Below are 24935 nucleotides of genomic sequence, written 5' to 3'. Positions count from 1 at the left end.
TATGATCCGGCTCGGGCAGTTTCTGAAGTATGCGGGCATCGTCGAAACCGGAGGCGAAGCCCGGGAACTGATCGCGGACGGTCGCGTCAGCGTCGACGGTGAGGTGGAAACCCGCCGCGGTCGGCAACTGCGCGAAGGCATGGTCGTCGAGGTACGGGTGGCCGAGCAAGTGGTGCGTGAGGTCGTCGACCTCTCCGATGATGTGGACGTGCCGTGGTGAGGCGTCCGGCAGCCCGGCGCCGAGCCCGGATCCTGGGAGTCGTGCTGGCAACCCTGGCGATGCTGGCCGGCAGTGTCCTGACCGGCCCGTCCTCCCAGTCGGCCACCGCGGTGGACGGCTACGACCCCGGCATGCTGATCTCCGATGGGCATTTCTACGCCGCCGGCCGGATGGATGCGGCCAAGGTGCAGGCCTTCCTCGACCGGGAGGGCCGCAACTGCGTCCCGGCCCCCGACGGCACCCCCTGCCTGAAGGACTATCGCGCCGACGTGCCGAAGATGGCCGCCACCCGCTACTGCAAGGCGGTTGCCGGCGGTAAGGGCTGGCGTTCATCGCGGATCATCGCCGATCTGTCCCGCGCCTGTGGCATCAACCCCGAGGTGATCTTGGTGATGCTGCAGAAGGAGCAGAGCCTGGTTTATGCCTCCGGGTCGATGCTGAACAAGACCCGCTACGACAAGGCCCTCGGGTCGGGGTGCCCCGACTTCCAGCCCTGCGACCCGAAATCGGTCGGCTTCGTGATGCAGGTCTACTCCGCCGGCGAGCGGTTCCAGAAATACCGCCAGCATCCCGAGCGGTACAACTACAAGGTCGGCAGCAACCAGATCAAGTACCACCCCGCACGCAACTGCGGGTCGGCCACGGTGAACATCCGCAACCAGGCCACCGCGGCGCTGTACACCTACACTCCCTTCGTCCCGAATGCGGCGCTGATCGCCTCGGCGGGCAAATCGTCCGATGCCTGTTCGGTCTCGGGCAACCTGACCTTCTACCGCTACCTCAAGCAGTGGTTCCCAGGTTCGACCTCCGGTTCCACGGCGGCGCCGATCTATCCCAGTCCGGGGTCCTTCCTGGTGCCGCTCACCAAGAGCTACGCCGGTGACCGCCACGACGTGAACCGCGACGGGGTGATCGACCTGGTCGCCGAGCGTGGTGGCCGGGCCGCCTACATCACCCCGACGCGCAAGATCACCAAGGAACGGATCGACTGGTACACCACCGTCCGTACCGGTACCGGATGGTTGCGCGTCGGCGCCATTCCCGGCGGGGATGCGAACCGGGACGGTCGTCCCGATCTGTACCGACGTGATGCGTCCGGTCGGTTGTACTTCCACCCCGGAACCGCCAGCCACGGGCTGACCACCCCGCGCCTGGTGGGTACGGGCTGGGGGCAGATGACCTGGATCGAGGGTGGCGTCGATGTCGACGGTGATGGACGCCACGACATTCTGGCCCGCCGCCATGACGGTGCCCTGCTGCTGTACTCCGGACGCGGCGACGGGACGATCCGCCCCGGGCGCCAGATCGGCCGGGGCTGGCAGATTCTGCGGTTCATGACCATCGTGCCGCGCGCCAACGGGGGAGCGCCGGCGGTGGTCGGCGCCGATTACTCCGGCCGGTTGTGGAGCTACTCGATCGTCAAGGGCGTGGTGCAGCCGCGCAAGCATGTCGGAAACAACTGGACCTATCTGCGCGCGATCGGCGCAGGTGACATCGACGGGGACGGCCGCGGTGACTTCTGGGCGGTGACCGACGCCGGGGCGCTGCGTCTTTACCGCGGCACCGCCTCGCGCTATGCCTACGCGGGCCAGTTCGCCACGGGCTGGCAGAACCTCGGCGTGGTCGGCAGTCAGCGCACCGGATCGACCAACCTGGTCTGGACCGTCGACGCCTCCGGAGTGCTCACCCGCCGTCCGTTCATCTGGTCGCGCGGCGGCACCCTGACGGTGACGAACACGCCGGTCGCGGTGTCCCCGGGATCCACGGTGATCGCGCCGGGTGACTGGAACGGCGACGGTTACCCCGACCTGATGTGGCGTCGCAAGGACGGGGTGCTGATGCTGCACCGCGGCCGCTCCGACGGCACGATCAACCCCTCGGGCAGCGTGGTCAGCAGTGGTTGGGGACAGTTCGACCAGATCATCGCCGGTGGCGACTGGCTCGGCACCGGACGTCCCGGGCTGCTGGCCTTCCGCCGCTCGACCGGCACGGTGCTGTTCTATCCGAGCAACGGCGGCGGGGGATACAACTCACCCCGCACCCTGAGCAGCCGTCTGGGGTGGGCCGACTACATCGTCAACGCCGGACGCTGGGACGGCGACGGCTATCCCGACCTGATCGCCCGCCGATCCTCCGACGGGGCGCTGTTCCTGATTCCGGGTTCGGCCGGCACGCCGATGGGTTACCAGACTCGACGGATCGGCTCGGGATGGCGAGGTATCCGCACCATCGTCGGCGGGGCCGACCGCAACGGTGACGGCAAGACCGACCTGATGGTGATCGACCACGCGGGCCAGGTGAAGATCTACCGGGGCACCGGATCGGGAGGATTCGCCGGCGTCAGCCAGGTCGGCCCGGCCCCGATCGCCGGGTGGAACTGAACCGCGTCGAAGCCGCTAAGATGTTGGGGCCCCTATAGCTCAGTTGGTTAGAGCAACGGACTTTTAATCCGTGGGTCCTGGGTTCGAGCCCCAGTGGGGGCACTGGCCCGAAACTAGGCCTGACAACAGAGGAACGACCCTTCCAAGTGCCTTTTGGAAGGGTCGTTCCTCTGTTGTTGGTCACAAATGTTGGTCACAAACGGCGAGATTCCTCGGTGCCGGTCGCGGCGAAGATTTGGCCCGCGACGGCCGCCGCTGCGGCCCCGCCGCTGGCACCCCGAACAGGACGTCCGCGAAGAGACTGAAATCGGCGGCTGAAAAGCTCGCCAAACATATTTGTGTATGACACAATTGTGTCGTGGGGCTGAGGTTCACGCAGGCGGCACGCAAGCACCGCGTCGGTCGCGCCAGTGCCCGCCACGCGATGGCGAACACCATCCCGGAACCCATCACCACCAGCCGCGGCGACCAGGGCTGGCTGTACATCGGCGCTGACGAGCGTGGCCGTGAACTGGAGATCATCGCGGTGGAACTCGCCGACGGTGACCTGCTCGTCGTCCACGTCATGCCGACCGCACATAGGAGGAAGTGACATGCGCACCCCGCCGAAGATCACCCCGGACACCCCGATCCGCTCCGATGTCGACCTCGAGGTGGAAGACGTCCGACTGCCCAGTGGGCGACGGGTCACCGACGACGTCGTGGCGGACCTCATCGAAACGGCCCGCGTTGGCCGGCCGTCGCTGACCGCACCCGGCCGACATTCCCCGTCGATCACGCTGCGGCTCCCGAAGGAGTTGCTCGATCGCCTGGACGAGGAGGTCGAGCGCACCGGTCGGCGTCGATCCGAGATCATCCGCGAAGCCCTGAACGACAAGCTCGCTGGGTAGCGTCGGGTGCCCTGGGCAAGCCGGATGCGCGGACCTCTCGGTCGGTGGCCTGGGTTCGGCCCTCGGGTGCACCTATCGTTGACTCCGGGAGTCGGAGCACGAACTTTCGGACCGCGACGGGAGGCGGCATGACCCAGCAGGGGCACCTCGCGATGAATCCGGAGAGGTTCCGCAAAGAGTCCCGCGAACCCGCGCGGGTCCCCGAAGCGGACTGACCATGGACGGCTGGACGATCCTGCTGACGGTGATTGCTGCCCTCGCGTTGGCCCTGACCGTCGGCGGCTGGCTGTGGGATCGCCGGGCCGGGGTCAAGCGTCGCCGTGCGATGACTTCCCCTCCCGATCGGGAGATCCCCGATTTTCGCCCCGATGCGGTAGTGCCGGAATACCTGACCGAGTTGGAAGCCCGAGAACCGGTGGTGGACCCTTCCGTGCTCGCACTGACCGCCGGCCAACGCGCCGAGATCAAGGGGCGCTTGGATTCGGCCCCGTCGGTTCGGTTGGGGTGGCTGTCGAAGGTCTTCGTCACCGATCCGGACGAGGGTTGGGCTGTGGCGCCGCAGCCGCTGGTGCTGGTCTGTGCCGATCGGGTGGGTGCCGTGCGCGAGCTTTATCCAGTCCTGGAAACCGTCATGCCACAGGGGCGGCCCCTGGTGCTGATCGCACCGGAGGTGGACGCCGAGGTGGTCGACGTGCTGGAGGTCAACCACCTGCGCGGCAATCTGCGCGTGATCGTGCTGCTGGCCGGTGATACCGGGGTGGATCACGTCGCCGAGTTGGTTGGGGCCACCCCGGTGGGTCGGGCCGACCTGATGTCGGGCTATCTGGCCCCGGACGCGCTGGGGCATTGCCGGTGGTGGGTGAGCAGTGCGAAGGAGAGTTGGGTGATCGACGGCGGTGTCGAACCCGACGTCCCGCCGGATGCGGATCAGCCCGACAACGATGACCTGCCGGACGAGCCGGAGGAATCCGGGGACGAGATCGAGGGCAGGCCTCAGGCGTAACCGAGCTCGTCCAGGCGCTCGTCGGAAATCCCGAAGTGATGGGCGATCTCGTGCACCACGGTGATGTGCACCTCGTCCACCACGTCCGCCTCGGTGTGGCAGATGGCCAGCGTCGGCTTCATGAAGATGTAGATCCGGTCGGGTAGCGCCCCGGCGTAGCTGGTGTCGCGCTCGGTCAGCGGCACCCCGTCATAGAGACCCAACAGATCGGGTTCGTCCTCGGGGGCGTCCTCCTCGACCAACACCACGCAGTTGTCGATTTCGCCGGTCAGTTCCGGCGGGATGCCGGCGAGGGCTTCATCCACCAGACGACCGAAGGTGTCGAGGTCCATGGCCAAAGACATGCGCGACACCATAACCCAGATCGCAGACCACCGAAGACAAATCACATCCTTGTAGTTTTCCGCTACCTCTCGGCGTGTCGGGTTGCACCTGAGGTTGAGGGTTGTTGCTGAGAATCAAGTGAGAGTTCTAGAGTCTTGTGCATTACGTGCAAATAGTGACTGCTGTGACTGGCGTGGTTGATGTGGTGGGGAAGCCATGAGCAACCGGGGAAGCGCCTTCGGGTCATTGCAGTGAACGTCGCGGCGGCCCGGGAAGGCCGCCGGGAGGGAACGTGTCATGAGCCTCGCCGTGCGCATGCTCAGACGGTCGGCCACTGCTGTGGCGACCGCAGGATTGGTCTTTTCGGTCAGCACGGTGGTTGCACCGCTGTCCGAATCGGCCAGAACAGCCGAAGTGGTGGCCACCGCGGGGGTGAATATCCGCTCCGGGCCGGGCACCAAATACTCGATTGTCGGCAGCCTCGCCCGCGGACGATCCATCCAAGCCGTGGGTGAGGACTCCCACGGTTGGACGCCGGTCAGCCTCAACGGCCAGCGACGTTGGATCGCCAGCCGCTACCTGAAACCCAAGACCGAGTACTCGGCTTCGGCCAGCCCGTCGGCATCGAGCGCGGGCGCGGGTACCTCGTCCACCACCACCGCCCTCAACGCGCGCACCGGTGCCGGTCTCGGTTACCGCGTCGCGCACGTCCTGCCGCGCGGCACCAAGGTCTCGTTGACCGGTCGCAGCTCCGGCGAATGGCGTCAGATCTCCTATCGCGGCAAGAGCCTGTGGGTGAGCTCGCGTTACCTCACTGGGGCGTCCGGCTCGTCCGCCAAGCCGACGACGGGTTCTTCGGGCTCTTCGGGCAGCGCGACAACGACCGAGTACCTCAATGCGCGTACCGGTGCCGGGATGAAGTACCGGGTTGCGGCGGTGCTGCCCAAGGGCGCGAAGGTGTCACTCACCGGTCGCACCTCGGGTGAGTGGCGGCAGATCAGTCACCGGGGCAAGACCCTGTGGGTCAGCGGGCGCTACCTCAAGGGCGCATCGGCCTCGGGTGGTTCGTCGAAACCGTCGACGGGTTCCTCGGCGGGTACCGTCAAGACCACCGAGTACCTCAATGCGCGTACCGGTGCCGGAACGAAGTACCGGGTCGCGGCGGTGCTGTCCAAGGGTGCGACAGTGTCGTTGACCGGCCGCACCTCCGGTGAGTGGCGCGAGGTCCGCCACGGTGGGCGCACCCTGTGGGTGAGTTCCCGCTACCTGACCGGTGCCGCGGGCGGATCCTCGGGAAGCACCAAGCCGGTTTCGAGTACGCCGCCGAAGGCGTCCGGTACCCGTTACGCAACCGTGGCGCTGAACATCCGCACCGCCTCCCGCGGTGGCCGCACCGTGACGGTCATCCCGGCCGGGGCGGCGATCGATGTCACCGGTGTACGCAAGGACGGCCGCGAGCAGGTCATCTACCGCGGCGCGGTGCGCTGGGTCACCAGTGGCTACCTGGCCGCGAAGGCCCCGCCGGCCAAGGACTACTCCAAGGGACTCGCCGGGCTGCGTCCCGCCGCGAAGGCGATCGTGTCCGAGAGCCGCAGCAAGTTCCCGACCATCACCACCTACTACGGGGTGCGCCCCGACCCGCTGCCCGACCATCCGAGCGGACGAGCGGTCGACATCATGATTCCGGGCTACCGAAGCTCGGGAGGCAAGTCCCTCGGTGGCGCGGTCGCGGAGTGGGCCAGGGCCAATGCCTCCCGGCTGAACGTGGAGTACATCATCTGGGATCAGCGGATCTGGAGCGTTGCCCGGTCGCGGGAGGGCTGGCGCTACATGGCCAGCCGAGGCTCCGACACCGCCAACCACAAGGATCACGTCCACATCACCGTGCGGTACTGATTCGCGGGTTGGGCACAGTTCGCGATAGAGTGGGATCCGGCCTCAATGCGGTTGGGGTCGGGTCCCCATCGTCTAGCGGCCTAGGACACCGCCCTTTCAAGGCGGCAGCGCGGGTTCGAATCCCGTTGGGGATACAACGCCGGAATCCTTACTCAGTAGGGATTCCGGCATTTTTGTTGGCCGGCTTTTGGTTGGAGCGCACACCGATGGCCCCGGCGAAGGACAGCAACAGAGCCCCGGCCAGCGCGGCGAACCACCCGACGTCACGGGTGTCCTCCGCCATACCGCCGATGGGATTACCGTTGGCATCCATCCCGTCCCACAGCACGTGACCCATCGGCATCACCAGAAGCAGGGAGGTCAGTATGGCCCCCAGCGCAATCGCGACGAGGAATAGCCACAGCCGTGGGCGAGCGCTCGCCACCATCAGCGCCATCGCGAACGGTATTGCCAAGAACGCCGACAGCGGCGGCATTTCGACGATCATGTCGTGTGTGCGTGTGGGCCCGGTGATCGTGTTGCCGGTGAGGGGCGTGACCAACGCCACGATCCACGCCACGGCACTGGCCAACGCAACGATTCGGTGTGGTGCCATCACACCAGTGAACCTCAGCGCGGGGTGAGTTCGCCGAACTCCCTCGTGGCCCGCCGGTGAGACTAGACTCGGCGAACAGTATGGGCACCCCAGCAGCTCCAGCGGCCACCCGGACCGCCTCGGCTGCTCGCGACCCCTGGATCGACAACGGACGACTGGTGGCCGCGATCCTGGTGGTCTCGATCCACATGGTCGAACTGCACCTGGACCGCTTCGGGGTCGCTGAATGGTTCTGGGCGGTCACCTGGGGCATCCGGTTGCCCCTGTTCGGGATGCTCGCCGGGGTGTTCAGCAAGGACCAACCGGTCAACCGCGACTTCCGGGCCCTGGTGCGCTCGGTCGCTCTGCCGTTGGTGCTGATGACCACCGTCCACCTACTGCTCGACAAGTGGGTGGGCTACGAGATCGTGATTCGCCCCGAAGTGCCCGTCTACACCCTCTGGTTCCTGTACGGGCTGATCTTCTGGCGGGTCGCGCTGCCGTACGTGGCCCGGCTGCGCCGACCGCTGATGTGGGTAACCCTGGCCGCACTCCTGGTGGGCCTGCCGGAGTTCTTCGAAGCCGACTGGGCCCTGGCCCCGATCATCGCCCACTTCCCCTTCTTCGTGTTGGGGTGGAAGCTGCGTCCGCACCTGGACCGGTTGCGCGGGTACACCCGCCGCAGTCTGGCGCTGGCGGCCGGCCTGATCTTGCTGTCGGTGGCGGTGCTCACCCCGTTGCTGCGCTACACCCCCTTCGGCCTGGGCGAACTGACGATGAATCTCGAATACGCTCCCGGCCTGCTCCCCACCCTGCATTCGATGGGCACCCGGTTGGCGGTGATCGCGGCCGGCATCGTGCTGGCGATGGCGATGCTGCACCTGGTTCCGCGGCGACGCCTGCCGTTCATCAGTGTGGTCGGTGCCAACGGGTTCACGATCTACCTGCTGCACGGCGCGGTGATCCGCATCGGCCGGCACCTGGGGTGGCTGCCGGTGGACAACCTCGCCCAGTGGCAGGTGCCCGCGCTGCTCGGCCTGAGTGTGGTGCTGGCCTTCGTGCTGGGATCGACCCCGGTGGCGCGGATCGCCCGTCCGCTGATCAAACCGCGCGCGGAATGGATGTTCGCCGCCGAGCCGGACAAGGGAGCCGATTCCACCGGCCCCAACCGAGCCCTGTGAGGGGCGCGGCCTAGGCTGGACGTGTGATCATCCAGCCCAGCCACAGTTCCGACCTCACCGCCGCCTCGCGCACCGAGGCGCTGAACTCGCTGAGCTCGGACGGGGTCGACCTGCTCGTCATCGGCGGTGGCGTGACCGGCGCCGGTATCGCCCTGGACGCCGCCTCGCGCGGCCTGCGCACCGCGGTGGTCGAGATGCAGGACTGGTCGGCCGGCACCTCCTCACGCTCCAGCCGCCTCGTCCACGGCGGCCTGCGCTACCTCTATCAATTGGACGTCGAATTGGTGGCCGAGGCCCTGCGCGAACGCGGCCGGCTGCTGGACGTGATCGCCCCGCACCTGGTGCAACCGCAACCGTTCCTGTGGCCGTTGCGCACCCCGGTGATCGAACGCGCCTATTCGGCGGTCGGGGTGGGCCTGTACGACTTGATCTCGCGCACCCGTGGCGGACAACTGCCGATCCAACAGCACCTGTCGAAGCGGGCGGCCCTGGAACTGTTCCCCGATGTGCGCCGCGACCAGTTGGTCGGTGCGATCAGGTTCTTCGACGCCGCGGTGGACGATGCGCGACTGGTGATCGCCCTGATCCGCACCGCGGTCGCCCACGGTGCGCTGGCCGCCGCACACACCGAGGTGGTCGAACTGGTCCGTCACGGCGGTGCGGTGATCGGGGCCCGGCTGCGCGACCGGCTGGACGGCACCGAACGTGAGGTGCGCGCGGCGCATGTCATCTCGGCCACCGGGGTGTGGACCGAGCAGGTCGAACGCCGAGCCGGGGCGAACCCGTCCGAAGCCTTGGAGGTACTGGCGTCGAAGGGGATCCATCTGGTCTTCGAACGCGACCGGATCAGCGGTGAGGTGGGCCTGTTCCTGCGCACCGAGAAGTCGGTGCTGTTCATCATTCCCAGCCCCACCCACTGGATCATCGGCACCACCGACACCCCCTGGGAGGGCGACCCGGACGAGCCGGTGGCCACCAGTGAGGACATCGACTACGTCCTCGAGCACGCCAACGCGGTGCTGAGCAGTGAGCTGACCCGCGACGACATCGTCGGGGTCTATGCCGGGCTGCGTCCGCTGGTGCAACCGGTCAGCGCCCAGTCGTCGGCCAAGATCTCCCGAGAACACCTGATCGCCCCGGTCGCCGAGGGCATGTCAGCGATCGCCGGCGGCAAGCTCACCACCTACCGGCAGATGGCCGAGGACGCGGTCGACTTCGCCCTGGCCGAGCGGGCCGCCGAAACCCCCTGCGTCACCGCCGACCTGCCGCTGGTCGGTGCCGCACCCTGGTCGGTGGTGTCGAACCTCGCCACCCGCCTGGGTCGCGACCTGGGGTGGACGCCGCACCGGGCCGAGCACCTGGGCCGGCGCTACGGCACCGAGGTGGCCCGAATCGCCGAGCTGATCGAACAACACCCCGACCTGGCGGCACCACTGACCGCAGCACCGGAGTACCTGCGCGCCGAGGTGGTGTTCGCGGTGCGCGCCGAAGGGGCGCTGACCCTGGCCGATGTGCTGCGCCACCGCATCCGGCTGGCCCACGAAGAACGCGATTCCGGACGAGCCGCGGCCGAGGAGATCGCCGACCTGGTCGGGGCCGAACTCGGCTGGGACGACCACCAGCGCCGCGAACAACTCGAGACCTGGGACGAGTGGGTGCACCGGCACGACCGGAGCTACCAGCTCTGAGCAGGGAATCGACACTGCGCAGAGTGACGACACCGCCCAGTAGTCTTGGCCCATGGCAGTCTTCATCGCGCTCGGTGTCATCGGAGTGGTCCTGCTGGTCCTGTTCCTGGTGATCGGCGAGGTCGGAGACTTCCTGCACGCCTTCGAGGGCCCCGGCGGGGGCTACTTCTCCGGGGGCGCCCTGGCCGGATTCCTGGGCGCACTGGGATTCATCGGGGCGATCACGCTCAGCGCCACCGAATCGACCGGCATCGCGACCGGGGCCGGGGTGGCCGGCGGTCTGCTGATGGCCCTCCTGGTCGGCTGGTTGACGAACAAACTGCGCACGGGCAATGACGGCGGCACGGTGCGCACCGGGTCGCTGGTCGGTCAGGTCGCGACGGTGCTCAACCCGATTCCCGAATCCGGCTACGGAGAGATCAACCTGGTGGTCGGTGGCCACATCACCCGGCTGAACGCCCGGGCCCTGGAACCGGTACCGGTGGGTACCGAGGTGGTGATCACCACGGTGCTGTCACCGACCTCGGTGATGGTCGAGCCGATGATCGCCCTGGACGGCCGGGACCCGTTCGCCGCCCTCGAGTGAGGGGCCAACTAACCCACCCGTCTGGCAGAATCGCCGAGGCGCAATTTTTCTCGTTGAAGGAGCCCGATGCCCGAAATCTCACCAGTCCTGATCGGCATTGTCGGTCTGGTGGTGCTGCTGGTACTGCTGGTACTGCTGATCACCTCCCGCTACAAAGTGGCCGGCCCCAACGAAGCGTTCATCGTCACCGGACGCAAGGGCAAGCCCGTCACCAACCCCGAGACCGGGGATGTCACCACCGACCTGTCGGGTCAGAAGGTCGTGATGGGCGGTGGCGTCTTCGTCGTCCCGTTCATTCAGAAACTGCACATCCTCGACCTGTCCAGCCGCCGCATCATGGTGCAGATCCGCGGCGCGGTGTCCGGCCAGGGCATCAAACTGAACCTGGACGGCGTCGCGATCGTGAAGGTGGGTGGCAACGAGGATTCGATCCGGGCCGCCGCCCAGCGCTTCCTCTCCCAGCAGGACGAGATCGAGTCGTTCACCCAGGAAACCCTCGCCGGTTCGCTGCGTTCGATCGTCGGTGGCCTGTCGGTGGAACAGATCATTCGTGACCGTGCGGCCTTCGCCCAACGGGTGGCCGATGAGGCCGAGGCCTCGCTGACCGGTCAGGGCCTGGTGCTGGACACCTTCCAGATTCAGGACATCACCGACGACGGCACCTACCTGTCCGACCTGGGTCGTCCCGAAGCCGCCCGAATCGGGCAGACCGCCGCGGTCGCCGAGGCCAGCGCCCGGCAGAACGCCGAGCAGGCACGAATCGCCGCCGAGCAGGAGATCGCGATCTCGGAGCGGACGCTGATGCTGAAGCAGGCCGAGATCAAGGCCGAGACCGACGCCGCATCGGCCCAGGCCGCTGCGTCCGGCCCGTTGGCCCAGGCCGATCGCGACCAGGCGATTCTGACCGAGCAGGAGAAGGTGGCGGTGCGCCAGGCGGCCCTGAAGGATCGCCAGCTCGACACCGAGGTGCGTAAGCCCGCCGACGCGGCCCGCTACCAGATGGAGACCGAGGCCGAGGCCCGCCGCAACTCCGAGATCTTCGAGGCCGAGGCCCGCAAGGCCGCCTCGATCGCCAAGGCCCAGGCCGATGCCGAAACCGCTCGCCTGACCGGTGAGGGCGACAAGTCGCGGCGTACCGCGCTGGCCGAGGCCGAGGCCATCGAGGGTGCCAAGCGCGGTGAGGCCGAGAAGGCTCGCCGTGTGGCCGAGGCCGAAGCCGTCCGGGCCGAGGGTGACGCGGAAGCGGCCGCGATCCTGGCCAAGGGTCAGGCCGAGGCCGAGGCGATGGACAAGCGCGCCGACGCCTTCGCCCGATACAACGAGGCCGCCGTGCTGCAGATGCTGGTGGACGTGCTGCCGCAGGTCGCCCGCGAGGTGTCGGCCCCGCTGTCGGCGATCGACAAGCTCACGGTGGTCTCCACCGACGGCGCCTCCGAGGTGCCGCGGCAGGTGACCAACAACATCGTCCAGGCGGTGGAGCTGATCAAGAACACCACCGGGGTGGACTTCACCAAGCTGATGGAGAAGTACTCCGGCGACACCGCGTCGGACAACTCCACCGGCAGCGAGGTCGTCCCCGGCAGCGTCGCCGACGACAAGTAACACGCGAAAGCGGGCGGGCCACCACGAGGTGGACCCGCCCGCTTCGTCGTGTTCGCGTCACAAACCGCGCAGGAAATCGGGATCGTCGTCGGGGGCCCGGGGCCGGCCCGGGGGCGGTTGCTTTCCGGGGCCGGAGATCGGGCGGCCGAGGAACAACCAGCCCAGACACCCGGCCAGCGGCAGGAACACCACGGCCACGAACCAAGCCCACTTCGGCAGATTCCGTACCTGCTGACCGTTCGCCTGCGCGATCTCGACCACGCAGTAGATCATCAGCAGGGCGATCAGGATCACCGGCAGATAGCGGACCATGCCCAAATCCTACCTGCGTCGCCGACAGGGTCAGGCCGCGCCGACCACGAACCCGAAGAACAGCCCCACCCCGCACAGCAACTCGGCGATGCCGGTCATTTTCAGCACCCCGATCAGCGCCAACCCACGTGCCCCACCGATCAGGCTGCGCACCGGGTTCACCAGCAGCGGCAGGAAGATCAGCCCGAACAGCGCCCAGATCGTGCTGGCCAGGGCCACCGCCACCACGCCGGCGGTCGCAATCACCAGCAGGCCGATGAAGAAACTACGGGTGCCGCGGTCGCCCAACCGGGTGGCCAGGGTGTGCTTGCCGACCTGACGGTCACCGGCGATGTCGCGCAGATTGTTGGCGACCAGAATCGCGCAGGCGAAACTGCCGATCGCGATCGAGGCCCACCAACTGGCCCACGAGATCCGGTCGAGCATCACGAAGGTGGTGCCGTTGACCGCCACCAGCCCGAAGAACAGGAAGACGAAGACCTCACCCAGGCCGAGGTAGCCGTACGGTTTCGGGCCGCCGGTGTAGAACCAGGCGGCCAGCACGGCTGCCGCACCGATGGCCAGCAGGAACCAGTGCCCGGTCCACCAGGTCAGGGCCAGCCCGGCCAGCCCGGCCAGGGCGAAACAGCCGAAGGCGGCCAGCTTCACCGCCCGGGGTGAGGCCGCGCCCGAACCGACCAGCCGCTGCGGGCCGATCCGCCGTTCGTCGTCGGTGCCGCGAATGCCGTCGGAGTAGTCGTTGGCGAAGTTCACCCCGATCTGCAGGGCCAGGGCCACCACCGCACACAGCAGCGCCTTGCCGAGGTTGAATCCGCCGGCCCACCAGGCCACCCCGGCACCGGCGAAAACCGGGGCGACGGCCGCGGGCAGGGTTCGCAAACGGGCCCCTTCGACCCAGGCAGCCAGCCCGCTCACAGTTGTTCTCCTCCGCCGACGTCGGCCCGGTGCTGCATGGTCCAGCGCCGAACGATTTCCCGACGGTCGATTTTGCCACCGGAGGTCAGGGGTGGCTCACCGCGTCCGATCGCGCGCGGCAGCGCGGCCCGGGACAGGTGGTCGGCCAGTGCCTCGCGCACCGTCGCCGGGTCGTCGAGTTCGGGTCCGAAGAGGGCGACGATCGTGCCCCATTCGGGGTCCGGCAGCCCGACCGCCACCAGGGACGGGTCGGCCAGCACGCGTTGCGCGACCCGTTCCACCTCGGCCAGATCGACGTTGATTCCGCCACTGATGATCACGTCGTCGACCCGACCCAGAATCTGCAGCCGCCCGTCCACCCACCGGCCGCGGTCGCTGGTGCGGAACCGGCGCCGGCCCCCGGCGTCCTGCAGTACTTCGGCGGTCAGGTCGGGACGCAGCCGGTAGCCGGAGAACACGACCTCGCCGGTGATCAGCACCCGGTCGTCCGCGGCCAACTCGACCTCGACCCCGGACAGGGGGAGTCCGTTGTAAACGCAGCCGCCGCTGGTTTCGCTCATCCCGTAGGTGGTGACGATCCGCACCCCGTTGTCGGCCCACCAAGCCAATTCCTCGGGCGTGCTGGCCGCACCCCCGACCAGCACCGCATCGAAGCGGGCCAGCCGTTCGACCAGTGCCGCATCCGCGCGAGCCCGGCGCAGTTGGGTGGGTACCAGGGACAGATAGTTGGGTCCGCTCGTGCGCGCGCTCAGATCGCTGAGGTCGGCCGCGACCGGCACCAGGTCGGTACCGGCCACCACCGTCCGGGCGATCACCATCAGCCCGGCCACATAGTGCGCCGGCAGGGCAAGATGCCAGGCACCCGGCCCGGACAGTGCGCGGTGGGTGGATTCGGCGCCGGCGGTGATTGCCTCGGCCGACAGCATCACCCCCTTCGGGCTGCCCGTCGAACCGGAGGTGCCGACCACCGCGGCCACGTCCGATTCGAGGGGTTGCCCGGGGGCGCACATGGTCAGCGTGCGGTGCCGCTCACCCGGCTCGGTGGGCAGGGGTGCGATCGCCGGGCCACCACCGTCCAGGGCTGCTTTCAGGGCCGTCACCACCGCGGCGAGATCGCCGGTGTCGATCGGACGCAGGCCGCGTGCGGGCCGGGTGCGCGGTGGCTGTCGGGTCACGGCCCTAGGCTAAGCCCCATGTCGCATGCCGCCGAACCCGTGCACCAGCAACCGTTTCGGGTCTTCCAATTGGCACTGCACACCCAATTCCGCGGCATCCGGGTGCGGGAGGGATTGGTCTTCCGCGGCCCGGCCGGTTGGGGCGAATGGAGCCCCTTCCTGGAATACACCGGGACGGAGATTGTGCCCTGGCTGGCCGCGGCCCGTGAGGCCGCCTTCGACGGATGGCCGGCCCCGGTGCGCGACCGGGTGCCGGTGAACGTGACCATTCCGGTGGTCGAACCCCAGGTGGCCCACGATCTTGCCGCCGGTTCGGGCTGCCGCACAGCGAAGGTGAAGGTCGCCGACCCGCGCGCCACCCTGGCCGAGGACCAGGCCCGGGTCGAGGCCACCCATGCCGGGTTGGGGGCCGGCGGCAAGGTGCGGGTCGATGCCAACGGGGCCTGGACGGTGGACGAGGCGATGGCCGCGATCCGCGCGCTGCGTCACCTTGACCTGGAATACGTCGAACAACCCTGCGCCACGGTCGAGGAGCTCGCCGAGCTGCGCAGCCGACTCGCCTCGTCCGGTATCGACGTGCCGATCGCCGCCGACGAGTCGATCCGCCGCTCCGGTGACCCCGAACGGGTGGTGGCCCTGGCAGCCGCCGACATCGCGGTGCTCAAGGTGCAGCCGCTCGGGGGAGTGCGCCGCTGCCTGGAACTGGCCGACACCCTCGGCCTGCCGGTGGTGGTCTCCAGCGCCCTCGAATCGTCCATCGGGCTGGCCGCCGGGGTGGCTCTGGCCGCAGCCCTGCCCGAGTTGCCCTTCGCCTGTGGGTTGGCCACCAGCAACCTGTTCGTCGAGGACCTGACCGCCGACGCCCTGGTGCCGATCGACGGACACCTTCCGGTGCACCGTCCCGAGGTCACCGACGACGACCTGACCCGCGCCGACGCCCCATCGGAACGAATCGACTGGTGGCGGCAGCGCCTGCTCGAAACCGAACAACTCGCCCGGCAGACAGGAGCGCACCGATGAACGCCACCACGCTGGCCCGCGCCGTCGTCGCGAGCCTGCTCGGCGCCGGGGTGCGCGAGGCGGTGCTCGCCCCCGGATCACGCAATGCCCCCTTCGCCTTCGCCACGCACGCCGCCGATGCCGCGGGCCTGCTGCGGTTGCATGTGCGCATCGACGAGCGCGATGCGGCCTTCCTGGCGCTCGGTCTGGCCAAGTCGACCGGCCGTCCGGTGCCGGTGATCACCACCTCCGGTACCGCGGTGGCGAACCTGACCCCGGCGGTCTGGGAGGCCGCGCATGCCGGCGTGCCGTTGGTGGTGCTGAGTGCCGACCGTCCGCTCGATCATCTGGACGCCGGAGTCAATCAGGCCACCCGCCACGACCAGGCCTTCGGCCGTTTCGTCCGGGCCGACACCCGGCTGGAAACCGGCATCGGCGACGAGGCGACCGTCCGCCATCAGGTGCACCGGCTGTTGGCCCGGGCCACCGGACGGGTCGGTGCCGACCCCGGCCCGGTGCACTGCAATGTCGGCTTCGCGAGCCCGCTGGTACCCGACGACACCTGGACCCCCACCCCGGGCTCGCAGATCGCGATCGCCGCGGCGCCGGTGCCCGAACCCGAACACCTCGTCGCCGGCCCGCGCACGGTGTTGCTGGTCGGCGACACCGATCCGGCCACCGGACGCGCCGCCCACGCCGCGGCCCGCGAGGCCGGGATTCCGGTGCTGGCCGAGCCGTCCAGCAATGCCCGGCTGCCCGGGGCGATCGCGACCTACCGGCTGCTGCTCGGCACCGAACTCGGGGGCCGGATCGAACGGGTCGTGGTCGTCGGCCGGCCCACCCTGTCGCGACCGGTCAGCGGCCTGCTGGCCCGCGACGACGTCGAGGTGATCGTGGCCAACACCCGCGGCGACTGGCCCGACCCCGGGCACCGGGTCGGTCGGGTGGTCGCCGGGGTCGACTTCGCCCCGGGCGATCCGGCCTGGGCTGCCGACTGGGCCGACGCCGACCAGCGCCTGGGCGCAGCCGTCACCGAGCACCTGACCGGCCTCGGCCACCTGGACGGGCACACCCTGGCTGCGCTGGTGGTCGAACACACCCGCGGCAACCTGATGTTCGGGGCATCGCAGTTGATCCGGGACGCCGACCTGGCCCCGATCGTCGACGAACCCGCGACGGTCTGGGCCAACCGCGGCCTGGCCGGTATCGACGGCACGATCTCCACCGCCGCCGGAATCGCGCTGGGCACCGCCACCCCGACCACGGTGTTGCTGGGCGATATCACCGCCCTGCACGATGCCGGTGGGCTCCTGATCGGGCCGAGCGAACCGCGTCCGAACCTGCGGTTGGTGATCGGCAACGACGACGGCGGATCGATCTTCCACATTCTCGAACAGGGCGCCCCGGCCCATGCCGCAGTCTTCGAACGCACCTTCGCCACCCCGCACCGGGTCGACCTGGCCGCACTGGCGGCCGCCTACGGCTGGACCCACCGCTGCGAGGACACCGCCGAAGGCATCACCGATGCCCTGGCGAGCGATCCGTCCGGTACGGAGATGGTGGAGGTGCGGTTGCGCCGCGATCATCGCCGCGACCTGGCCGCGGCCCTGACCGCCCTGGCGCGCTGAACTCAGTCGTTCTCGCGCAGCCAGGCCCGCACCGCGTGGGTGGCGCGCACATCGTCCTCGTTGTACTCCAAGACCCGCACCCGGGCCAGATCCCGCAGCGACGGGTCATCGGCATGGGAGGCCTCGTCGAACCATGCCTGCGAGTTGAGCCCACCGGGGGCGTCATCGCGCCAGGTGAACCCGGGCCCCTCGGCGGCCAGCACCTTCAGACCCAGGCCGTTGGTGCCGAACCACTGTTGTTTCACCACCGCGTAGAGGTCCACGAAGTGGCTGTCGATGTGGTCGCACACCCGGGCCAACACCGGGTCACCGGTGCGGTCGGCCAACTGCCGCAACCGGATGGCCTCGAAGTGGGAGTAGTGGTAGATCCGCACCGAGGCATCGCCCTCGAGGCGATCGAGCAGCCAGCGGGCGGCTCGATGCGCCAGCTCCGCCTCGGCGGCATCGTCCAGGTCCTCCCAGGCCGAGACATGGACGTACTCCGGCTCGGCTCCGGTGCGCCGGTCGGTGACCAGGAATCCCCACAGGTACACCCGGTCGTCACTGGAGGTCTCGATGTCGAAGTCGATCTCGATGTCGACCTCGGGCAACTCGATCCGGGGGGTGGAGAGCCGCTCCAAGGTCACCCCGCGCACCAGCAGGTTGGCCCGGCGCACCGCCAGTCGCAACCGTTCCTCGGCTTGATCCTTGTGCGAGACCTCGGGCAGGTAGCGCTGCATCAACTCGTCGGCATCCACCCCGGCCAGGTCGGTGATGGTGCGAATCCCGAGTTGGCGCAGCGCCCCGATTTCGCGCACGTCCAGGGGGGAGCGATCGATCCGCAGCGAGATGTCGTCATCGTCCAGCAGCGGACGGCAATGTGCCCACCACGGGCAGGTGCGGCATTCCTTCACCACGATCGGATGCACCAGCGGAGGGGGAGGCTCAACCCGGTTCTGGGCCAGGGCATTGCGGGCCACCTGCACCCGGAAACCGTGCTCGTGGTCGTAACGTTCCAGCACCGACCGTTTCGTCCACCCCGACTCGGCCGAGCGGGAGAAGGTCCGCAGGAAGGGTTCTTCCAGGTCGACCCAGGTCACCACCCGCACGGTGTCGTCGCTGCCGGGCCAGAGCACGTCGTCGATGCCGATCACCCCGGCGGTCGGCCGGCCACCGGCGGCATGACCGGAGGCCCCCAACAGCCGCCAGTAATGGGCCACCTGCAACAGGTCGGCCTCCCGGCTGGTGCGAAACACCACATCATCGATCTGCTCGGCCGCCTCCGGGCGGGGGTTGGTGGCCGGGGAACAGGGCAGCGTCCAGGTGCTGTTGCGTCCCGACTTGCGGCGCTCGTGGACCTTGTGGAACTTCACCTCGACCGGGTGATAGCCGTGCCGATCACCGTTGTCTTGTCCGCGCACCAGCAGATCGGGACGGCCCGAGCGGTGACCCATCGGATCGGCGGGCAACAGGGGGCCGATGATCACCTCGACCCCTTCGGCCATGGCGGCCAGGCTCGCGTCGGTTTGTACCGGGCCGGGTTCGTCGTTGAGCGGACGCAGGTCGGCCACCGTGCCGTCGAAGTCGGCCAGCAACCGGCGCAGCACCTGCTCCTCGTAGGCCAGACCGCCCTCGAACAACTCGTCCAGGGCCGGATCGTCCTCACCCACCGGCAGATCGACGCGGGGGTTGAAGTGATTGTGGGTTTTCACCGCACAACTACGGGCGGCGTAGGAATCGAGAAAGAAAGTCATCGGATGAAGTTGGCCGTTCGTTCACGCCCAGCCGCGATGCACGGCCACGATGCCGGCGCTGAGGTTGCGCCACTGCACCGAACGCCACCCCGCGTCGCTGAGCATGGCGGCCAACTGCTCCTGGTTCGGCCAGGCCCGGATCGACTCGGCCAGGTAGACATAGGCGGTGGGGTTGGACGCCGCGGCCCGCGCCACCGTCGGCAGGGCGGCCATCAGGTAGTTCTGGTACACGGTGCGGAACGGGGCCCAGGTCGGGGTGGAGAACTCACAGATCACCAAGCGGCCCCCGGGACGGGTGATCCGGCGCAACTCGACCAGCGCGGCCTCGGTGTCCTCGAAGTTGCGGATCCCGAACGAAATCGTCACTGCATCGAAGGCATCGTCGGCGAACGGCAGCCGCAGCGCGTCCCCGGCGATGAAGGTCAGATCGGGTTGGCGCTGCTTGCCCACGGCCAACATGCCGAGCGACAGGTCGGTCGCGACCACGGTCGCACCCAGGTCGGCGATCGGTCGCGAGGAGGTGCCGGTGCCGGCGGCCAGATCCAGGATCACCTCGCCCGGTTTCGGGTCGATCGCCTCGACCACCTTGGGTCGCCAACGGTTGGCCTGCCCGAAGGAGAGCAGTTCGTTCACCAGGTCGTAGCGCTGGGCCACCCCGTCGAACATGGTCGCCACATCGTTGCGGCGTTTGGCCAAAGTGGCGCGGTAGTCGGCTCGAGACACCCCGATAGCCTGCCACGAACCGGCCGCAGGCGCAGCTTGACCGGCCCTCAGACAGTCCGGTCGTCCGCTTCGTTCGCCGCCGCCCGGCGGGCCCGGCGCATCACCGGACCGCTGAGCATCGACACCGTGACCGCGGGCAGGCCCAGCGGCAGCACGATGTGCAGCAGGTCGCCGAGCCACCGGTATCGGGAGTGACCGACCGGGGTGTCGGCGGGCACCACCCATTCGTCCGGATCACCCCACAGCCTCGGTCGGGCCAACGTCATCGAGTTGTCGACGTAGGAGGTGACCCTGATCGTCCCGGACACCTCCCGGAGCGGGTGCACCTCGATCACGTCATCGCCGGCCGTTCGCAGTTTGGGAAACGGTCGCGGGTCGGAATCCCAGGTCACCCGGGCGGTGCATGTTGGGACATAGTGCGGCCACCAGCTGTGACCACAGGACTCGATGGTCGCCTCGCCGGTGCGTACCAGCGTCGTGCTCGGAGCCGCCCCGAGCCGGTACGAGAAGCTGGACGCGGCGTACATCCCTGCCACCAGGCTCAGCAGACCGACCGCAGCGATCGTCAATACCAGCCAGGTGGGGAAATGGCGGTTGATCGCCTCGGCTTTCGGCGTCTGCAGCGATGCGACGACCCGGTCGGTCGCAGCTCGGTTGGCTGCCCTGCGCCGGGCTGACCGACTCATCGCGAGTTTAGGCGCGGCTGGCCGTGGCGCCGGTAAGGACGTCGCTGGCAGCGCCCAGTCCATCGGCGTACTTGGTCAGGAAGCGCAGGGCTTTCATCATCCTCTGGGCGATCTCGTTGCCGTCCTTGGCGAGTTTGATCAGGGCCTTCAGTAAGCCGCTGAGTTTCTCCTCGAATTTCTTCAACAGTGCGATGATGCGGGCCAGAACATAGCCGACACCGGCCATCACGCTGGTGCCGAAGGTGAACCAGGAAGCCGCCAAGGAGTAGAGGAGCTTTGTGACCCAATTGACGAGTTCGTCACTCAGGACTCCCCACAACCATTCGCGAATGGCGCCGATCACCACCCCGCAGAGCACCGAGAGGTCGGCGAAATGCTCGTAACTGGCCCGAGTTTTCTCGAAGAACTCGCCCAGAGCTTCATGCACTCGGGCGTAGGCAACCGATCCATCACCCTTCCAGGAAGACACGAGGTTGATCGTAGTCGCGTGGGTTGCACCCAAATTCAAGGTGTCGCTGCCGATCTGGGTCCACCGATCGGCATTGGCCTTGATTCCTTCGGGATCGCCTAACAGTGCATCGATCGGCACCTTGAAAATCGCGACATTCTCCACCAGCCAGTTGATCAGAAACTCGATCGGAGCACCGATAATTGCTGCCACCGGATCCAGCAGGACATCCAGGATGCCCAGGCCGCCGCTGACCACAGCCGCAGCATCATCAAAACCCATGTCACCGTCGAAGAGTTCAGCGCCGGCTTCGACGATGTCGTACGCGGTCATCTGGGAATCTCCTGCTCAAGCGTGTCGATAATTTGTTCAACCTCCTCGGCCTTCTCCATGGCCGAGAGATTCGTGTTGTCATAGGCCCGCTGGGTGGCTTCGATGGCGGCACCGCTCGCTGCCAGCGTGCGCGAGGTTTCCTTGGTGAAGTCGGTGGCCGTTATCTGCGCCACTTGCATCCACCAGCCGATGATGCCCATCGAGAACAGGCCATAGACCAAAATGTTGGGCGATTCCCCGGCCTTGGTGGCGATGGCATCGGCCGTCGCCTCCAGATCGGCGTAGGCTTGGGTCAACTGGGTGAACTCTGATGATTCCCACGCATGGTTACCCATTGAGACCTCCTCTGTGCAGGTTCTGCGACTGCAAAACGGCGTTCCGCTGCTCGCGCGCATCAAAACGGGCTGCGGCCACCGCCTCGGCAATGGCAGCGTTCAGTTTCTCCAAGTCACCGGCCGGATTCGTGCCGTGAAATCGCAATCCGACGAAGCCACCGACGGCATCAACCTCGATGGTCACCGGTTCCTTGGTGCCGATTCCGGTGATCTGGTCGAATGCATCGCGCAACTCGTCGGGCTCGACTGCCAAAGCGGCGATCTCGTTGGTCAAGTCCTGCTGCCACTGGTGCGGATCGTCCGAGAGTTCTTGAGCGGCCATCTCGGCCTTCAGCTCTGCGACGAACTCGTGGATCGAGAAGGCATCGATCTCGCCGGGCGTAAGCCCCAACTCGGCAGCCATCGCATCGGGGTCGAAGTTCGTGTTCATCGGCGCTCCTCCAGGATCGCGCGGACATCACCGGGCAGGTTCAGCGGTTGGGTGATGCCCACGGCGGCCAAACCCTGCTGGGCCCGCTCGGCCGCATCGGCCGATAGTTCCAACCACAGCTCGCGCACCTCATTGCTGATCGCGCTCCCGGAAGCCGCGGCCAGCACGGTGATCCGGGCCAGTTCCCCGTCGGCGCCGCGCTCCACCTCGACATACCGTCCGGTGCGCACCAGTGAACCCTGTAGGGCGGTTACCTCGGCCAGTTGTGCCTCCAGCTTGTTGCGGGCAGCTTGCAACTGGTTGATCAGATCGAGTGGATTGGCAGGCTCCATGGCCAGTCAGCCTAAATGCCGCCGGTGTCACGGTTCGGTTCGTGACGGGGCACACTTGAGGGCGTGTCCAAGCGAGATGTCGTCCTGTCGGTGAAGGGGTTGGGTCGCAATTACGGCCCGGCGGTGATCGTGTCGGGGTTCGACCTGACGGTGCGAGCCGGTGAAGCAGTAGCGCTCACCGGACGCAACGGGTCGGGCAAATCGACGGTGTTGCGGTGCCTGGTCGGTGCCGACACCCCCGATCAGGGCGAGATCGACATCTGCGGTCGCCCGTTGGACGAGGACGATGTCGAGCAGCGCCGCGACCTGGCCACGGTGATCGACGACCTCGACTTCTTCCCCGACCTGTCGGTGGTCGAACACCTCGACCTTTTCGCCCGCGCCCACGGCGTACCCGACCCCGACGAGATGGTCGACGAGGTGCTCGACCAGTTGCAGTTGATTCCGCAATCGGGCCAGTTGCCCGGCACCCTGTCCTCGGGTCAGAAGCGACGGTTGGCCCTGGCCTCGGCCTTCGTCCGGCCGCGCAAACTGCTGGTGCTGGACGAGCCCGAGCAGCGCCTGGATGTCGAGGGTGTGGCCTGGCTCGCGCGTCGGTTGAAGGCCGAACGTGAGGCCGGGCTGGCCATCGTGTTCGCCAGCCATGAGCCGGTACTGGTCGAAACGGTCGCCACCCGCGTCGTGGAGATGGGGGAGCCTTCGGACCTGCCGTCGGGCGAACTGCACGTCGAGGACCAGTGATGTCGAAGCGTCGCGTCCGCCGGTCGAAACCGAAACCCCAGCCCCAAGCCACCCAGCAGGCCGGGCCGGTTGACGACCCGCTGGAGATCTTGCGTTCCCGGGCCCGCAAACAGGCCCGGGAGTTGGATGCGTTGCCCGACCCCGCCGGATTCGTCGGGGATGACGAGGACGATGTCGAGGAGCCGTACGAGCCCGAACTGATCGACATGATGAAGAGCTGGCGGCACGGTCGAGCCACCCGTCGGCTGTCGGAGGCTCTGTCGGACGGCTATGTCGCGGTGTTCTCGCTGCTGGTGGTCGGGGCGATGCTGGTCAACGCGGTGATCAGTGCCCAGCGCATCGTTTCGGCCTGCGAAACCGGACAATGCCTGTCGGCCCGTGCACTGGTGCCGATCGCCACCCTGCTCGCTGCGCTCGCCCTGGCGCTCGCGGTGTCCAGGTTGTTCGGGCCGGTGGTGGCCTCGGCGGCCGAGGGTTTCTGGTTGATGTCGGCGCCGATCAGACGAGGCAAGCTACTGGGTGGGCGGTTGCTGACCGTGCTGGTGGCGACCTTCTTCGGTGCCGGTGTGCTGTCGGGCCTGTTGGCCCTGGCCAGCGGGTCGGACTGGTGGTCGGTGGGCTTGTGGGCCCTGGGCACCGGATTGGGTGCCACCGCGATGGTCGCGATCGCCGCGGCCGAACAAGGCCTGGACCGACGCACCCCGACCCGGGTGGCTGTCTCGATCTTCGGTGCCGCCACCGTCGCGGTACTGCTCGTGCTGGTCGCCCAGTCGGTCGGCTGGCTGCACTTGGGTCTGACCCCCGAACTGACTCACCTGATCGGCTTCGGGGTGACGGCGGCGGCAGCCGTCGCGTTGGTGCTCGGCGTGGTGGTGGCCTGGCGCCGGTTGAACCGGATCCGCCGGGTGCGGCTCACCAGCGGCGGTGCCCTGGTGGCCGGGTTGTCGGGTGCGATGTCGGCCCTCGACCTGGGGTTGGCCCGCGACATCCTGATCGAGCGGGCCGCGATCGAACGTGGCCACGTCCGCTCGGTGCGTGGCGGCCCAACCGGACGCCAAGTGCTCACCGATCGTTCGCGCAAACAACTCGCCCGCCATCCGCAACGCCTGATCGGGGTGGCGGTCAGCGTGGTGGTGCCGCATGCGATCAGTGCTCTGGGATTACCGGTGCTGGCGCCGGTGGTCGGCGCCCTGGCGCTGTTCGTGGCGCTGGTACCGACGCTGGGGGAGTTGCGGGTGCTGACCCGCACCAGCGGTCTGGCCCGCACCCTGCCGCTGACCACCGCTCAGCAACGGATGGCGTTGATGATCGTGCCGGCGGTGCTGGCGCTGATCTGGGCGGTGCTTACCGTGCCGGCCTTCGCCGACTGGGGTGGGGTCGCCCGCGGTCACGACTGGTTCGAAGCGGTACAGGTCGCGGTGCTGACCGCCGCAGCCGGCCTGCTCGGCGCGGTGCGCTGGGTGGTCGCCAAGCCGATCAACTGGAACGCCCCGATGGTGGCCACCGCCTCGGGTGCGCTGCCGTCCGGCATGTTGACCTATGTCGTCCGCGGTATCGACATGGTCGTGCTGATCACCGCCCCGATGGTGTTCGGCCTACCGCCACTGGTGTCGTTCGTGATCGCGCTGGTTGTTTACATCGCGATGCTCGGCTACTTCGACGTCGAGAAGCTGCAGAAGAAGCAGGCCCAGCAGGCCGAGCTCGCCAAGCAGGCCAAAGCGCAGTCCCGTTCCGGTGGTTCCGCCCCGAAGCCCGCCGCCGGAGCGAACCCGCAACGCCGCAAGAAACAGCGCCGCTGAA

The 24935-nt window shown here is 68.0% G+C and carries 26 protein-coding genes and 2 tRNA genes; 16 read left to right on the top strand and 12 right to left on the bottom strand.

The annotated features are described in order from the left end of the window. The first annotated feature begins 1 nt into the window (after position 1). The 6 genes from ACR4XW_RS03555 (at position 2) to ACR4XW_RS03530 (ending at position 4494) form a co-directional block, all read left to right on the top strand. Positions 2-220 carry an RNA-binding S4 domain-containing protein gene (locus ACR4XW_RS03555; RefSeq protein WP_434759402.1) on the top strand — a complete coding sequence of 73 codons (219 nt, stop codon included), beginning with the start codon at positions 2-4 and terminating at the stop codon, positions 218-220. Continuing rightward, entirely contained in the window at positions 217-2601 is a 2385-nt protein-coding gene (locus tag ACR4XW_RS03550) for an FG-GAP repeat domain-containing protein (RefSeq protein ID WP_434759125.1), read from the top strand. Before ACR4XW_RS03555 ends, ACR4XW_RS03550 begins: the two co-directional genes overlap by 4 nt. Before the next feature lie 28 nt (positions 2602-2629). Further along, positions 2630-2703: transfer RNA gene (locus ACR4XW_RS03545), tRNA-Lys, on the top strand. A gap of 256 nt (positions 2704-2959) precedes the next feature. Further along, a complete protein-coding gene (locus ACR4XW_RS03540; protein WP_434759124.1) occupies positions 2960-3193 on the top strand; it encodes a hypothetical protein in 234 nt (77 codons plus the stop codon). Position 3194: 1 nt separating this feature from the next. Then, complete coding sequence (locus ACR4XW_RS03535; protein WP_434759123.1) at positions 3195-3491, top strand: ribbon-helix-helix protein, CopG family; 297 nt, start codon at positions 3195-3197, stop codon at positions 3489-3491. Between the two features lie 217 nt (positions 3492-3708). Beyond that, positions 3709-4494 (top strand): TCP-1/cpn60 chaperonin family protein, encoded by a 786-nt coding sequence (locus tag ACR4XW_RS03530; RefSeq protein ID WP_434759122.1) that lies wholly within the window; start codon positions 3709-3711, stop codon positions 4492-4494. Here ACR4XW_RS03530 and ACR4XW_RS03525 read toward each other — a convergent pair. After that, the gene (locus ACR4XW_RS03525) at positions 4485-4838 is read right to left on the bottom strand and encodes a metallopeptidase family protein (protein ID WP_434759121.1); all 354 of its coding nucleotides are present in this window, start codon (positions 4836-4838) and stop codon (positions 4485-4487) included. The genes ACR4XW_RS03530 and ACR4XW_RS03525 overlap by 10 nt on opposite strands. A 277-nt stretch (positions 4839-5115) precedes the next feature. Here ACR4XW_RS03525 and ACR4XW_RS03520 point away from each other — a divergent pair, with 277 nt between their 5' ends. Further along, positions 5116-6714 carry an SH3 domain-containing protein gene (locus ACR4XW_RS03520; RefSeq protein WP_434759120.1) on the top strand — a complete coding sequence of 533 codons (1599 nt, stop codon included), beginning with the start codon at positions 5116-5118 and terminating at the stop codon, positions 6712-6714. A gap of 61 nt (positions 6715-6775) precedes the next feature. Next, positions 6776-6848, top strand: a tRNA-Glu gene (locus tag ACR4XW_RS03515). 14 nt (positions 6849-6862) lie between these two features. Here the strand turns inward: ACR4XW_RS03515 and ACR4XW_RS03510 are convergent. Further along, a complete protein-coding gene (locus tag ACR4XW_RS03510) occupies positions 6863-7309 on the bottom strand; it encodes a hypothetical protein (RefSeq protein ID WP_434759119.1) in 447 nt (148 codons plus the stop codon). Between the two features lie 80 nt (positions 7310-7389). Here ACR4XW_RS03510 and ACR4XW_RS03505 point away from each other — a divergent pair, with 80 nt between their 5' ends. The 4 genes from ACR4XW_RS03505 (at position 7390) to ACR4XW_RS03490 (ending at position 12345) form a co-directional block, all read left to right on the top strand. Beyond that, on the top strand, positions 7390-8469 hold the full coding sequence (locus ACR4XW_RS03505; RefSeq protein ID WP_434759118.1) for an acyltransferase family protein: 1080 nt from the start codon (positions 7390-7392) through the stop codon (positions 8467-8469). A 23-nt stretch (positions 8470-8492) separates the two neighbouring features. After that, on the top strand, positions 8493-10157 hold the full coding sequence (locus tag ACR4XW_RS03500; protein WP_434759117.1) for a glycerol-3-phosphate dehydrogenase/oxidase: 1665 nt from the start codon (positions 8493-8495) through the stop codon (positions 10155-10157). Between the two features lie 52 nt (positions 10158-10209). Next, positions 10210-10743 (top strand): NfeD family protein, encoded by a 534-nt coding sequence (locus ACR4XW_RS03495; protein ID WP_434759116.1) that lies wholly within the window; start codon positions 10210-10212, stop codon positions 10741-10743. A 66-nt stretch (positions 10744-10809) separates the two neighbouring features. Beyond that, on the top strand, positions 10810-12345 hold the full coding sequence (locus ACR4XW_RS03490) for a flotillin family protein (protein ID WP_434759115.1): 1536 nt from the start codon (positions 10810-10812) through the stop codon (positions 12343-12345). Between the two features lie 57 nt (positions 12346-12402). Here ACR4XW_RS03490 and ACR4XW_RS03485 read toward each other — a convergent pair whose 3' ends face one another. Genes ACR4XW_RS03485 through ACR4XW_RS03475 form a run of 3 tightly spaced genes read right to left on the bottom strand, consistent with a single transcriptional unit; the run spans position 12403 to position 14747 of the window. Continuing rightward, entirely contained in the window at positions 12403-12657 is a 255-nt protein-coding gene (locus tag ACR4XW_RS03485) for a PLD nuclease N-terminal domain-containing protein (RefSeq protein WP_434759114.1), read from the bottom strand. A 30-nt stretch (positions 12658-12687) separates the two neighbouring features. Beyond that, on the bottom strand, positions 12688-13572 hold the full coding sequence (locus ACR4XW_RS03480) for a 1,4-dihydroxy-2-naphthoate polyprenyltransferase (RefSeq protein WP_434759113.1): 885 nt from the start codon (positions 13570-13572) through the stop codon (positions 12688-12690). Then, complete coding sequence (locus ACR4XW_RS03475) at positions 13569-14747, bottom strand: AMP-binding protein (RefSeq protein ID WP_434759112.1); 1179 nt, start codon at positions 14745-14747, stop codon at positions 13569-13571. The genes ACR4XW_RS03480 and ACR4XW_RS03475 overlap by 4 nt, the downstream gene beginning before the upstream one ends. A gap of 18 nt (positions 14748-14765) precedes the next feature. Between ACR4XW_RS03475 and ACR4XW_RS03470 the strand changes: the two genes are divergently transcribed. Beyond that, on the top strand, positions 14766-15767 hold the full coding sequence (locus ACR4XW_RS03470) for an o-succinylbenzoate synthase (protein WP_434759111.1): 1002 nt from the start codon (positions 14766-14768) through the stop codon (positions 15765-15767). Continuing rightward, positions 15764-17374: a 2-succinyl-5-enolpyruvyl-6-hydroxy-3-cyclohexene-1-carboxylic-acid synthase gene (menD, locus tag ACR4XW_RS03465; protein ID WP_434759110.1), complete on the top strand. Its 1611-nt coding sequence runs from the start codon at positions 15764-15766 to the stop codon at positions 17372-17374. Before ACR4XW_RS03470 ends, menD begins: the two co-directional genes overlap by 4 nt. 2 nt (positions 17375-17376) lie before the next feature. On the opposite strand, the gene ACR4XW_RS03460 is transcribed toward menD, so the two are convergent. From ACR4XW_RS03460 to ACR4XW_RS03430, 7 genes are read right to left on the bottom strand one after another with little or no spacing between them, the layout of a single operon-like run. Continuing rightward, complete coding sequence (locus ACR4XW_RS03460; RefSeq protein ID WP_434759109.1) at positions 17377-19107, bottom strand: TM0106 family RecB-like putative nuclease; 1731 nt, start codon at positions 19105-19107, stop codon at positions 17377-17379. Positions 19108-19128: 21 nt separating this feature from the next. Beyond that, a complete protein-coding gene (locus tag ACR4XW_RS03455) occupies positions 19129-19830 on the bottom strand; it encodes a demethylmenaquinone methyltransferase (protein WP_434759108.1) in 702 nt (233 codons plus the stop codon). A gap of 47 nt (positions 19831-19877) precedes the next feature. After that, positions 19878-20516 carry a hypothetical protein gene (locus ACR4XW_RS03450; RefSeq protein ID WP_434759107.1) on the bottom strand — a complete coding sequence of 213 codons (639 nt, stop codon included), beginning with the start codon at positions 20514-20516 and terminating at the stop codon, positions 19878-19880. A gap of 7 nt (positions 20517-20523) precedes the next feature. Continuing rightward, entirely contained in the window at positions 20524-21297 is a 774-nt protein-coding gene (locus tag ACR4XW_RS03445) for a hypothetical protein (RefSeq protein WP_434759106.1), read from the bottom strand. Next, the gene (locus ACR4XW_RS03440; protein WP_434759105.1) at positions 21294-21632 is read right to left on the bottom strand and encodes a hypothetical protein; all 339 of its coding nucleotides are present in this window, start codon (positions 21630-21632) and stop codon (positions 21294-21296) included. Before ACR4XW_RS03440 ends, ACR4XW_RS03445 begins: the two co-directional genes overlap by 4 nt. Beyond that, complete coding sequence (locus tag ACR4XW_RS03435) at positions 21625-22035, bottom strand: hypothetical protein (RefSeq protein ID WP_434759104.1); 411 nt, start codon at positions 22033-22035, stop codon at positions 21625-21627. Before ACR4XW_RS03435 ends, ACR4XW_RS03440 begins: the two co-directional genes overlap by 8 nt. A 23-nt stretch (positions 22036-22058) precedes the next feature. After that, entirely contained in the window at positions 22059-22394 is a 336-nt protein-coding gene (locus ACR4XW_RS03430; RefSeq protein WP_434759103.1) for a hypothetical protein, read from the bottom strand. 63 nt (positions 22395-22457) lie between these two features. Between ACR4XW_RS03430 and ACR4XW_RS03425 the strand changes: the two genes are divergently transcribed. Then, the gene (locus ACR4XW_RS03425) at positions 22458-23135 is read left to right on the top strand and encodes an ABC transporter ATP-binding protein (RefSeq protein ID WP_434759102.1); all 678 of its coding nucleotides are present in this window, start codon (positions 22458-22460) and stop codon (positions 23133-23135) included. Then, positions 23135-24934 carry a DUF6297 family protein gene (locus ACR4XW_RS03420; RefSeq protein WP_434759101.1) on the top strand — a complete coding sequence of 600 codons (1800 nt, stop codon included), beginning with the start codon at positions 23135-23137 and terminating at the stop codon, positions 24932-24934. Before ACR4XW_RS03425 ends, ACR4XW_RS03420 begins: the two co-directional genes overlap by 1 nt. Position 24935: the final 1 nt, after the last annotated feature.

This window comes from Pseudenemella bisphenolivorans, assembly GCF_051133435.1.
Lineage (GTDB): Bacteria > Actinomycetota > Actinomycetes > Propionibacteriales > Propionibacteriaceae > JAAYAO01.
This window is presented reverse-complemented; position numbering and strand designations above follow the sequence as displayed.